Origin of the sequence: Myxococcus vastator, from assembly GCF_010894475.1 — a bacterium.
Lineage (GTDB): Bacteria > Myxococcota > Myxococcia > Myxococcales > Myxococcaceae > Myxococcus > Myxococcus vastator.
The window spans coordinates 1-11147 of record NZ_JAAIYB010000280.1 but is presented as its reverse complement, the minus strand read 5'-3'; the positions used below and the strand labels follow the sequence as shown (position 1 = coordinate 11147).

At 69.5% G+C, this 11147-nt stretch carries 9 protein-coding genes; 5 read left to right on the top strand and 4 right to left on the bottom strand.

Going from position 1 to position 11147, the window contains the following annotated elements:
* On the top strand, nucleotides 1–1281 hold a 1281-nt coding region (locus tag G4D87_RS24490; RefSeq protein WP_240358557.1), incomplete at its 5' end, for an SMP-30/gluconolactonase/LRE family protein.
* A gap of 12 nt (nucleotides 1282–1293) precedes the next feature.
* Here G4D87_RS24490 and G4D87_RS24485 read toward each other — a convergent pair.
* Nucleotides 1294–2271, bottom strand: a complete 978-nt coding sequence (locus G4D87_RS24485) for an AraC family transcriptional regulator (RefSeq protein ID WP_240358556.1) — start codon at nucleotides 2269–2271, stop codon at nucleotides 1294–1296.
* A 76-nt stretch (nucleotides 2272–2347) separates the two neighbouring features.
* Here G4D87_RS24485 and G4D87_RS24480 point away from each other — a divergent pair, with 76 nt between their 5' ends.
* Entirely contained in the window at nucleotides 2348–3256 is a 909-nt protein-coding gene (locus G4D87_RS24480; RefSeq protein WP_163784628.1) for an NmrA family NAD(P)-binding protein, read from the top strand.
* 74 nt (nucleotides 3257–3330) lie between these two features.
* On the opposite strand, the gene G4D87_RS24475 is transcribed toward G4D87_RS24480, so the two are convergent.
* Complete coding sequence (locus G4D87_RS24475; protein ID WP_163784627.1) at nucleotides 3331–4281, bottom strand: alpha/beta hydrolase; 951 nt, start codon at nucleotides 4279–4281, stop codon at nucleotides 3331–3333.
* A 167-nt stretch (nucleotides 4282–4448) separates the two neighbouring features.
* Here G4D87_RS24475 and G4D87_RS24470 point away from each other — a divergent pair, with 167 nt between their 5' ends.
* From G4D87_RS24470 to G4D87_RS24460, 3 genes are all read left to right on the top strand, one after another.
* Nucleotides 4449–5342, top strand: a complete 894-nt coding sequence (locus G4D87_RS24470; protein WP_163784626.1) for an oxygenase MpaB family protein — start codon at nucleotides 4449–4451, stop codon at nucleotides 5340–5342.
* Between the two features lie 142 nt (nucleotides 5343–5484).
* Nucleotides 5485–5874, top strand: coding sequence for a hypothetical protein (locus G4D87_RS24465; protein WP_163784625.1), 390 nt, complete (start codon nucleotides 5485–5487; stop codon nucleotides 5872–5874).
* A gap of 153 nt (nucleotides 5875–6027) precedes the next feature.
* Nucleotides 6028–8475 carry an ABC transporter permease gene (locus G4D87_RS24460; RefSeq protein WP_163784624.1) on the top strand — a complete coding sequence of 816 codons (2448 nt, stop codon included), beginning with the start codon at nucleotides 6028–6030 and terminating at the stop codon, nucleotides 8473–8475.
* Nucleotides 8476–8533: 58 nt separating this feature from the next.
* Here G4D87_RS24460 and G4D87_RS24455 read toward each other — a convergent pair whose 3' ends face one another.
* Together G4D87_RS24455 and G4D87_RS24450 are read right to left on the bottom strand one after the other, a co-directional pair.
* Nucleotides 8534–10588 carry a B12-binding domain-containing radical SAM protein gene (locus tag G4D87_RS24455; RefSeq protein WP_163784623.1) on the bottom strand — a complete coding sequence of 685 codons (2055 nt, stop codon included), beginning with the start codon at nucleotides 10586–10588 and terminating at the stop codon, nucleotides 8534–8536.
* 141 nt (nucleotides 10589–10729) lie between these two features.
* Nucleotides 10730–11005: a hypothetical protein gene (locus G4D87_RS24450; protein WP_240358555.1), complete on the bottom strand. Its 276-nt coding sequence runs from the start codon at nucleotides 11003–11005 to the stop codon at nucleotides 10730–10732.
* Between the last annotated feature and the right edge of the window lie 142 nt (nucleotides 11006–11147).

The window sequence follows — 11147 nt, the reverse complement described above, 5'->3', positions numbered from 1 at the left end:
GTGGCGGGGTCGGCTGCAGGTGAGGGCGAGGGGGTCCTGGCGTGGACGCGTCCGCTGGTTCTGGGGGACAGCGAAGCGCCACATGCCGTGGTGGCTCCCGACGGGGACGTTCTCGTCGCGGCGACCTACCGTGAGCCTCTGGACCTTGGGGGAGGCCCCCTGCCCTTCAACCACGTATCAAAAGCGCCACACCTGCTGGTGGCGCGCTTCTCTCCGGAGGGCACCCTGCGCTGGGCGCATGGGCTGACACCGGCGGCAGACACCGCGCGCGCGCACATGGGCGGGCTCACCGTGGATGGCGAAGGCAACGCGTGGCTGGGCGGCGTCTCCGCGGGCTTCGCGCTGGGCGCGGCGAAAATCCCGCCTGGGGCCTTCCTGGCCCGGCTGTCGCCCCAGGGCGCGCTGGAGCGCGTGCGGCGCTTCAACGGCACGGGTGCGCTCACCGTCCATGCGCTCGCGCCGGACGGCACGGGCGGCGTGGTGCTGGTGGGAGACTTCCATGGCCAACGCGACTTCGGCGACGGCGTGAGGGAATCCCCCCGGGGCCAGCGCTCCGCCTTCGCGGTGAGCCTGGACGCCAGCGGCCAGACGCGCTGGAGCCGCACCTGGGCCTCGGGGGACGAAGGCCTGGTGACGGCTCGGGCCGTGGCGGTGGATGTCTTTGGCGGCGTGCACGTCGCGGGGGCCTATGCGGGCTCCGTCTGCTTTGGCGGGCCGGCGCTCGTCACGGTGCGCCAGCGCACGCCCTTCGTGCTGAAGCTGTCTTCGGACGGCGCGCACGCCTGGAGCCGGGAGTTGCGGGGCACCGAGGGCACCGCCAATGCCCTGGCGGTGGGCCCCGACCGCGTCTTCGTGGGCGGCAACTTCTCCGGACGCTTCTACTTCAAGGGGAAGCCGCACGCCTCCAGCGGCTACCAGGGGTTCGTGACGGTGTTTGATGCCCATGGCAAGGAGCGCTGGGCGCGCTCCTTCGCCGCCACCGCCACCGCGCTGGCCACGGATGACGCCGGGCAGCTCACCCTGGCGGGCTCGCATGATGGCGGGCTGGATTTGGGCGGCGGCGGCGTGCCCGCGGGCCTCTACGTGGCCCGGCTCCACCCGGAGGACGGCGCTTCGCTCTGGGTGCGCAGCTTCACCAGTCCAAGCCCCACGCTGGCGCGCACGGTGGCGGTGGATGCGAACGGTTACGCGGTGGCGGCGGGCGCATTGGCGCGCTCGCTCCCGGAAGGCACGCCCTACCCTCGCCCACGGGATGGGTTCCTCCTGCGGCTGCGGCCCTGAGAGGGAGCCGGCTCACCTCCGAGCGGCGATGGCCGCGCCGTGCGTGCGCCGGTAGCCACCCGGCCCCACGCCATGCCAGCGCTTGAAGGCCTTGTTGAACGCCACAGCGCTGACGTAGCCCACGCATTCGGCCACCTCGGGGAGGCTGTCATGCGTCTCCCGCAGCCACTGCGCGGCCTTCGTCATGCGCCACCGCGCGAGGTACTGCAGTGGCGGCTCTCCGACGAGCTGGTGGAAGCGCGCCGCGAAGCCCGAGCGGGACACCCCCACCGAGGAGGCCAGACGCGCCACCGTCCAGGGCTCGCTGAGCCGGCCATGCATCAACCCGAGCGCGGCGCCAATGGTGGGGTCCGCCAGGGCCTGCAAGCCCGCGCCTCGCGCGACGCCGCTCGTGACACGCGCGCGAAACGCCTGGACGAGCAGGACATCCGCGAGCCGCCCCAGCACCAGCGCGCTGCCCGGCCGCCGCGCGGCGCTCTCCGCGTCGATGAGGCGCACCGTCGAGGAGAGCCACGAGGCCACCTGCGGGTCCTGCGCGGACAGGTGGAGGGCCGGAGGAAGCGTGGAGAGCAGCGGACTCTGCACGCCCGAGCTGAACCGGAAGCACCCCGTGATGAGCGTGCTGACCGGCCCCGCGCCGCCCAGCCGGTGCGGCGCCGTCACCGAGCCTCGCAAAGCCTCGTTGGGAATGAAGTCCCGGGTCGCGAGCGCCCGCCGGGCGCCATCATCCAACACATGCGCCGAGCCCTTCGGCACCAGCACCACGTCACCCGCGGACACCTGGAGCGGTGAATCCAAGCCATCCACCCCAAGCCGCATCGTCCCCTGCACCAGCACGTAGAAGGTCGCGTTCTCCTTCTTCGGCAGGCGCAGGGCCCACGGCGCGCCCAGGTCGAAGCGGCCGAAGAGAATCGTGGAGAAGCGCAGTGCCTCCAGCACCTCCGAGACGACATCCGGCGGGCCGTCCACTGGCCCTGGACGCTTGGGCAATAAAGATGGACTCACTGGCATTGAGAATCCATAGCGCCGGGCGCACCCTTCGTCCATCTCAAACCTGGAGCAAGACATGAATCCGTCTTCACCTGCTCACGACGCGGGCGCGTTGCGGGACGCCCACCGGCAGAGCGCCTCCCGCGTCCTCGTCATCGGGGCCGCGGGCAACACGGGCCGGAGCATCGTCCACCGCCTCACGGAGCTCGGCGTGCCCGTCCGCGCGGCGACTCGCGGCGGGAAAATGACAGACAACTCCGCCGAGCCGGTCCGCTTCGACTGGGCGGACGAGGCCAGCCATGACACCGCGCTGGCGGGCGTGGACCGCATGTATTTGATTGCCCCAGGCTTGGTGGACGACCCCTCCCCCCTCATGCTGCCCTTCATTGAACGCGCACTGAAACGGGGCGTCCGGCGCGCGGTCCTGCTCAGCGCGTCGGCCATCCCCGAGGGTGCCGCCGGGCTCGGGGCCGTGCACCACGCGCTGCGCGAGCGCATGCCGGAATGGACGGTGCTCCAGCCCTCCTGGTTCATGCAGAACTTCGCCGCCCCACGACACCATCACGCCGCCTCCATCCAACGCGAAGGGCGGCTGGTGACGGCGACAGGGCAGGGCCGAGTCGGCTTCGTCGACGCCCGGGACATCGCGGAGGTGGCCGTGCGAGCACTCACCGACGCGCGCGCCCATGACACCGCGCACGTCATCACCGGGCCCCAGGCCCTGGGCTACGACGACATCGCGGGCATCCTCGCCCAGGTGACGGGACGACCGGTGCGGCACCAGTCGGTGAGTCCGGACGAGGCGCAGCGCCACATGGAGGCTTCGGGCATCCCGGCGCCCTACGCCCGGTTCCTCGCCCAACTCGAGGAGACGATACGGGACGGGGCGGAGGACCGCGTGACGCAGACCGTGTCGCGCGTGACGGGCCGCGAACCCCGAACCTTCGAGGCCTTCGCCCGGGAGCACGCCGCGCACTGGCGCTGAGGCGACGTCCGGGGCGTCGCATCCCGGCTGGGGCCACGACCTCTGGCCCCAGCGAATCAAATGCCGCGGCCGGCTCAGCTCCCGTGCAGCCAATCCCGCAGCTTGGTGGTGGTCAGCTCGATGGCGCCCCGCGCCGCCGGCGTCTGCGCCAGCGCGTTGAGCATGACGAAGTCATGGTGCGTCCCCAGGAAGCGGACCTGGGTGACGTTGACGCCCGCCTCGGAGAGCTTCGCCGCGTAGGCCTCGCCCTCGTCACGCAGCACGTCGTTCTCGTCGGTGATGACCAGCGCGGGAGGCAGCCCCTTGAGCTGGTCCAACGACGCCCGCAGCGGGGACACATGCGGGTCCGCGCGCTTGCCGGCCTCCGGCAGGTAGGCATCCCAGAACCACTTCATCGCCTTGCGTGTGAGCCACGGCCCCTCCGCGAACTCCTGGTAGGAGCCGCTGTCGAAGTTGGCGTCGGTGACGGGATAGAAGAGCGCCTGGAAGCGGATGGGAGGGCCCCCGCGCTCCTTCGCGAGCATGCTGACCACGGTCGCCATGTTCCCCCCGACGCTGTCCCCCACCAGCGCCATGCGGCGGGCATCCACGTTGAACTCGTCCGGGTGCTCCGCCACGTACTTCGTCGCGGCGTAGGCCTCTTCAATGGCCACGGGGAACTTGTTCTCCGGCGAGCGGCCATAGTCCACGAACACCGCGGCGACATTCGCCCCCTTGACCAGCTCCCGCACCAGCCGCTCGTGCGTCCTGGAGTCGCCCATCACCCAGCCCGCGCCATGGACGAATATCAGCACCGGCAGGCGCTCCTTGCTCCCCTTCGGCCGGAAGAGCAGCGTCCGGACGGAGCCCCTGGGCCCCACGGGCAGCTTGCGCTCCTCCACGTCCGCGTCCGGCATGGACACCGGAATCGACTGCGCCTTGAGGAGGACTTCCCGTGCCTGCTCTGGCGTCAGGGTGTACAGCGGTGGGCTGTTCGAGGCCGCCAGGTCCGAGACGAACTTCTGCGTGGAAGGGTCCAGGTTCATGCGCGCTGCTCCTTGGTGCGGCGCCCGACGACGGACGCCGCCGGAAAGGTGCCAACCCAGTCGCAGGCGTCAGCAACCGTGCGGGCAAGGACCCGGCGCGGCGCCAGCGGGCGCGGCAGGCCCTGCCCGGGCTAGACTCCGCGTTGGCCTTCACAAGGGAGCGATGAATGAACCGCTTCGCGCTGCGCGACCTCACCGACCGCCTGGACGCGCAGACCCAACACGAGGACATCGTCCGCATCCTCGCCACCCGGGAGTTTCCCTGGGACGTCGAACAGGCGCTCAGCTTCGCGCTGTTCCGCACCTACGCGGTGCCCAGCATCGGCGTCCTCCTGCATGACACGGGCGAGTTCACCCAGCGCACCCAGAAGCGCTACGACGACACCGTGCTCATCCTGGACACCCTCCTGGAGCACGGCATGGCCAGTCAGGAAGGCCGGAGCGCCTTGCGGCGCATGAACCAGATGCACGGCGCCTATGACATCTCCAACGATGACATGCGCTACGTGCTCTCCACCTTCGTGGTGATGCCCGTGCGCTGGATTGCGGACTTCGGCTGGCGGCCGCTCACGCCGCATGAAGTGACGGCGTGGACGAACTACTACCGCGCCGTCGGCCGCCACATGGGCATCCAGGACATCCCGGAGACCTACGAGGCCTTCGGCTCGCTCATGGACGGCTACGAAGCCGCGCACTTCGCCTTCGACGCGCGCAGCAAGGCCGTCGCGGACGCCACCCTGGAGCTGCTCACCACCTTCCCGCCGACGAACCTCGCACCCAAGCGGCTGGTCACCCTGTTCGCGCGCACGCTGATGGAGGACGCCCTGCTGGACGCGTTCCAATACCCCCACCCGTCCAACTTCAGCCGCAAGGTGTTCCGCCTGGCCCTCAAGGCGCGCGGCAGGTTCGTGCGCTACGCGCTGTCTCCCAAGAAGGAGCCCACCTACGCCCGGACGCGCGCGAACATCCGCAGCTACCCGCAGGGCTACGCAGTCGAATCCCTGGGCACCTTCCCCAGGACATGTCCCGTGAAGTCCAGACACCCACCCCAGCCACGGTGAGCGCGCGGGAACGCCCTGCGCGAACCGCGAACCAGCGCTTTTGTGGGAGAAAAAGCGCATACAGGAAACCTTCGCCCACATACCCCGACAATCATTTCAAGAATCACATCGCGGGGCCGCGAAGGCCCACGGGGGAAACGCCATGTTCAAGGTCAAGCAGAACCACACGTTCCAGAATCCGATGCGGCAGCAGATTGACGCGACCACGCAGGGCAAGCAGAGCGATTACGCCCACGCGGTCGGCGGCGTGAACCAGATCCTGGACCGGGGCAACATCGGCATCTCTTCGCGCTCCCAGGCGAGCGTCCTGGACAACGTGAAGAAGGTGGAGACGGGGGCGCGCAGCGAGGTCAACGCCCACCAGCGCGAGGCCTTGAACTTTGGCCGGGACGCCTTCGACAGCGCCAAGAAGGGCAACTACAAGCAGGCCAGCGTGGAGGCCTTCGGCTCCGGCATCAACGCGCTCGCCTCGGCGTTCAAGTCCACCTACTCGGAGACGCCCAACGAAAAGAAGGGCATCGGTCCCTGGTAGCGCGCACCGTGAAGCCCCCACACCCCGTGCGCGGGACTGGGGGCTTCACGCCCAGGTGATGAACACTCGTCCCCTCCAACGACTGACCACCGCCAGACTCGAGTCCATTGCTGGGTGAGCTGTTTTTGATAGGCTTACCCGTGCGAGGTGGACATGGCCCGTATCGCCTACGGAGTGGGGGACATCGCGAGCGACTTCAAGTTCGCGGCGCGACTGCTCCGCAAGGACCCGCTCTTCACGCTGGTGGCCGTGCTGTGTCTGGCATTTGGGATTGGCGCCAACGCGGCCATCTTCAGCGTGGTGGACGCGGTGCTGCTCCGCCCGCTGCCCTACCACGAACCAGGACAGCTCGTTCGCCTCTTCGAGACGACGCCGGCCCGGGACCCGAAGTGGCTGGGCTCGGTGTCGTGGCCCAATTACCAGGACTGGTCCACCCAGCTCCCTTCGCTGGAAGGCGTGGCCGCCTACGAGTTCCAGGGCCGCAACCTGATGACGCCCGAGGGCCCGGAGCGGGTGAACGTGGTGGCGGCCACCGCCAACCTCTTCCAGCTCCTGGGCACGCCGCCCAGGCTGGGCCCCGGCTTCGCGCCCGGAGATGACCAGCCCGGGGCCGCGCCCGTCGTCGTCATCGGCGAGGGACTCTGGCAGCGCCGCTTCGGCGCCGACCCGGGCCTCGTCGGACGCACGCTGACGCTGGACGGACAGCCCCACACCGTGGTGGGCATCCTGCCCACGGCGGTGGGCTTCCCCGCGGGGGCCCGGATGGAGGTCTTCATCCCCTTCGTCCCCTCCGCCGACCGGGTGGACAACCGGGGCTCACATTTCCTGAGTGTCCTCGGGCGGCTGCGCCCGGGTGTCCCGTCCCAGACGCTGGCGGCGGAGCTCAAGGAGGTGGCGCGCCGCCTGGAGGAAGCGCACCCCGCGCAGCAAGCCGGGCGGAGCGCCACGGCGGTGTCCTTGTCGGAGACGGTGACGGGCAACGTGCGGCCCACGCTGCTGCTCTTGCAGGGCGCGGTGCTGCTGGTGCTGCTCATCGCCTGCGCCAACGTCGCCAACCTGCTGCTCGCCCGGACCGCCGCGCGCCAGCAGGAGATTGCCGTCCGCTTCGCGCTCGGCGCGAGCCGGGGGCACATCGTGCGGCAGCTCCTGGTGGAGAGCCTGCTGCTGTCGCTGCTGGGCGCGCTCCTGGGCGTGCTCCTGGGTGCCTGGGGGGTGAGCGCCATGGGCAACCTGGTCCGGGCGTCCTTCCCACTCACGGGCGACCTCCCCCTCAACGGGCGGGTCCTCGGCTTCCTCCTGCTGGTGTCCGTGGGCAGCGCGCTCGCCTTCGGCCTGACACCGGCGCTCCAGGCGACCCGCACGCCGCTGAGCGCCAGCCTCTCGCAACCGGGGCCCCGACAGTCGCCGTCGCGCGCGCACCACGCCTTTCGCGGCGCGCTCGTCGTGACGGAGGTGGCCCTGTCGTTGGTGCTGCTCGTCGGAGCGGGCCTGCTGCTGCGCGGCTTCGTGAAGCTGCTGGGTACCGAGCCCGGGCTGGAGCCGCGCCACGTCCTCACCGCCCACCTGCCCATCACCGCGAACCAGTACCCCCGCGAGGAGGTCGTCGAGCGCCTCTTCCAGCCCATCCTGGAGAAGGCCCGGACGCTCCCGGGCGTGGAGTCCGCGGCGCTCATCTCCCTCCTCCCCATCCAGACGGCGTGGACCAGCGGGGACTACGCCGTGGAGGGTGAGCTGCCGGCGGAGCCAGGCAAGACGCTGTTCGCGGAGTTCAGGACGACCAGCCCGGACCTCTTCAAGTCGCTGGGGATTCCGCTGCTGGCCGGCCGCGACTTCACCGAGGACGATGGCCGCAGGGACGAGCAGGTCGTCATCGTCAACCAGGCCCTCGCCCGCCGGCACTTCGCCGGGAGCGAGGCCGTGGGACGCCGCCTGCGCCTCGGGGGCCACTCCGTGGAAATCATCGGCGTGGTGGGAGACGTGCGGCAGGCGGGCCTGGACCAGCAGCCCCTCCCCGAGGTCCACCTCCCCTACAACCATCCGCGCGCCACGCTCTGGTACTTCCAGGCGGTGACGCTGGTGCTCAAGACACGCGCGGCGCCCGCTGGCGTGGTGGCCACGCTGCGCGGCGCGGTGCGCGCCGTGGACTCCGAGCAGCCGCTCTACAACGTCATGACCATGGAGGAAATCATCCAGCAGTCCGTGGCGGGGCGGCGCCTGAGCCTCACGCTCCTGGGCGCGTTCGCGCTCATCGCGCTGGTGCTGGCCACCGCGGGCCTCTACGGCGTCATCTCCTACCTCGTCTCGCAGCGCACCCAGGAGATTGGCATCCGCATGGCGCTCGGGGCGCCTCCGGGCCGGGTGGTGCGGCTGGTCATGGACCAGGGCATGCGGCTCGCGGGCCTGGGAATCGGCGTGGGGCTCGTCGCCGCCTTCGGACTGTCCCGCTACATGGAGAGCCTGCTGTACGGTGTCAGCGGGACGGACCCGCTGACCTTCGGCGTGTTCGCCCTGTTGCTGGGCGGGGTGACGCTGCTGGCCACCTGGCTGCCCGCGCGCCGCGCCTCCCGCGTGGACCCCATCATCGCCATCCAGCAGCGGTGACGGGGCACCGTCCCTCGCGCCCGGGGCCTCCAGGAGCGAGGGACCCGGGCGGCTGGCTTCAGGACGCTTCGCGCAGCGCCGTCAGCTCCTCCACGTCCTCGGGCACCGGGTCCAGCGCGGCCGACAGCGCGGGATAGGCGTTGAGCAGGTCCTCCACCTTGGCGCCGAACTGGAGCCACCCGACGATGCGCACCGCGTCCTCGTTGGTGATGCACACCCGGCGCAGCCGCCGGTTCACCACGAAGTGACGCTTGCCCTCGGGCGTGTCGAACTCATAACCCCGCAGCAGCTCCGCCGCGGAGTAGTCCCGGGCCGTCTCCTCCACCTCGGCGAAGGACTTCTTCAGCGCGTCCCGCCCGTAGCGGCTGAGCAGCAGCAGCAGGTGCTCCCGGTCCACCCAGTGCCCATGCTGGTAGACCTTCCGCTCGCGCTTGAGGTGGTTGTAGCGCTCCAGCACCGCTTGCGCGCCAGCCGCGTCCAGCCCCGTGGCGGGCTCGTATTCGTAGAAGAGGTCCAGCACGGTGTCCGTGCGCGGCTTGAAGGCCTTCACGCCGAACTGCTCGGGCGACAGGTGGATGGGCGCGTTGTGCTCGAAGACGAAGGTCCCCGTGCCCTCCGAGTGCAGGATGTCCGAATGCCCCAGCAGGAACTGGACGGTCTCCTCCGCCTCCGCCTCCGTCTCCGTGGGGAAGCCGAAGAAGTTGAAGGTATGGCTCCAGATGCCCGCGTCGTGCGCGAACTGGAGGTTGTCCACCATCACCTTCTGCGTGTTGTTCTTGCGCATGTGGCGCTGCACGCGCTCGGACGCCGTCTCCAGCCCGATGTAGAGCGAGCGGAAGCCGATGTCGTGCATGTTCTGGAAGTCCTCCCGCGTGAAGTACTTCTCGAACTTGTAGAGCGCGGTGAAGAAGTAGCGCCCCTTGGGGACGGCGGGCGGCAACATGCGGAAGAGCTTGGGCGGCAGCGCTTCGTCGTTGAAGGCGAAGTGCCGGACGCCATGGCGCGCGTTGAGCACCTCCAGGTCCCTGGCAATCATCTCGGGCGCGCGCATGCGGTAGCGGTCGCCGTAAATCATGCCGTGGTAGCAGAACGCGCACTTCCCCCAGTAGCAGCCGCGCGTCGTCAACAGCGGCAGGACAATCTCGGGGGACAGGTACTCGTCCAGCGGCAGCCCCTCGAAATCAGGCGTGGGGACCTCGCTCATGGGCAGTGAGTCCCCCAGCGGCGTCAGCACCAGGTTCTCCCCCTCCATGAAGGCGAAGTTGGGCGTGCGGTCTCCCCGTGGGTCTTCCACGGACAGGAAGCGATCCAACGGGCGCTCGCCCTCGTACCGGCAGACGAAGTCGAAGCACCTGCCGAACAGCTGGGTGACCCACGTGCGCTCCTTCTCCACCAGGCGGGAGAACACGCTGCCCCCCACCAGCACCGGGACGTCCGGATGACGTTGCTTCAGCACCCGGCAGAGCGTGAGCCCCGCGACAATCTGCTCGGTGCCGATGATGGACACGCCGAAGTAGCGAGGCAGCTGCTTGACGCCCGCGACCTGCTCCTCGAAGAACGCGATGAAGGGGTTGGCGTTGCGGTTGTCGATGAACGCGAGCAGTGACGGAATGGAGCCCAGGGCGTCGCCGTCCTGGAGCGACGTCGTCCCCACCTCGATGACGGGCTCCGCCGCGGAGAACGCCGCGAGCAACGCCTTGAGCGCGTCCACGCTGTCCTTGAAGTGCTCCACCGTGCCGTAGGTATCGCCGGTGCGCAGCCCCTCCACCAGGACGATGAGCTGCTCGTACTCCTCCAGCGTCGCCAGCGCCTGCAGACACCGGGCGCGGTAGAGGCGGTGCTCATCCGTCAGCGCCTCGATGAAGCGCTCCAGCCGCGCCCGCGCCAGGGGCAGGCGCTCCCGGCCGATGAACCAGCGGTAGAAGACGACATTCCAGTCGTCCTGGTGGACGCGGTGGCCCTTCTGCTCCAGGTAGGCCTTGAGCGACGGGGTGCTCAGGAAGGGCTGGAGCGGAGACCACTGCGGAGGGAAGACGAGGTGGAGGTCCGGCCGCGAGCCGTCGCGGGCCTCCTGAGGGGTGTCACCGGGCCGCTGCGTCAAGGGCGTTTCCATGAGCCAGAACCTCCATGTGCTGGGCTGAACCGACAAGGCTGTGCGTCATCGCGCGCCGGGAGCGCTCCCCTGAATTGAATGCCCCCGAAGGAGCGCTGCCTCCCAACAGCAAGGCAGCGCTGACAACAGACTTCGGTGGAGCTAGGCGATGCCCAGGTCCGCGACGAGCGCCTGGAGCATCACCGGCTTGCCGCTGGCCATGGTGCCAGGCTTCACGACCTGCTGCTGTTGCTGCTGCTGCTGTTGCTGCTGGACCTCGGTGGTCGGGAGGCTGACGTTGCTGACGCCAATGGTGTCATTCACCACGGGCTTCAGGGTCGCGGCGTTGCTGGCGAAGGCTCCGAAGAGCACCGTCAGGGCAGCCGGTGAGGCGAGTGCGCGAATCGTACGACGAGAACCCTTCTTCGAGTCGTCCATGCGTACCTCCGGGGGTGTTGTGTTTGTCTGCGACCCGTTCAGGCCTTCACGCATCACCTGTCCGGGCGTCTTGATTGTTCATGATTCTCTCATGACATATCAAGTCGCGGCCCGACAAAAGCAGACGCGCACCCTCCACTGT

Excerpts from the sequence above, each read along its gene's own strand:
- G4D87_RS24480 (WP_163784628.1), top strand. The coding sequence starts at position 2,348 with ATGAATCCGTCTTCACCTGCTCACGACGCGGGCGCGTTGCGGGACGCC.
- G4D87_RS24475 (WP_163784627.1), bottom strand. The coding sequence starts at position 4,281 with ATGAACCTGGACCCTTCCACGCAGAAGTTCGTCTCGGACCTGGCGGCC.
- G4D87_RS24470 (WP_163784626.1), top strand. The coding sequence starts at position 4,449 with ATGAACCGCTTCGCGCTGCGCGACCTCACCGACCGCCTGGACGCGCAG.
- G4D87_RS24465 (WP_163784625.1), top strand. The coding sequence starts at position 5,485 with ATGTTCAAGGTCAAGCAGAACCACACGTTCCAGAATCCGATGCGGCAG.
- G4D87_RS24460 (WP_163784624.1), top strand. The coding sequence starts at position 6,028 with ATGGCCCGTATCGCCTACGGAGTGGGGGACATCGCGAGCGACTTCAAG.
- G4D87_RS24455 (WP_163784623.1), bottom strand. The coding sequence starts at position 10,588 with ATGGAAACGCCCTTGACGCAGCGGCCCGGTGACACCCCTCAGGAGGCC.
- G4D87_RS24450 (WP_240358555.1), bottom strand. The coding sequence starts at position 11,005 with ATGGACGACTCGAAGAAGGGTTCTCGTCGTACGATTCGCGCACTCGCC.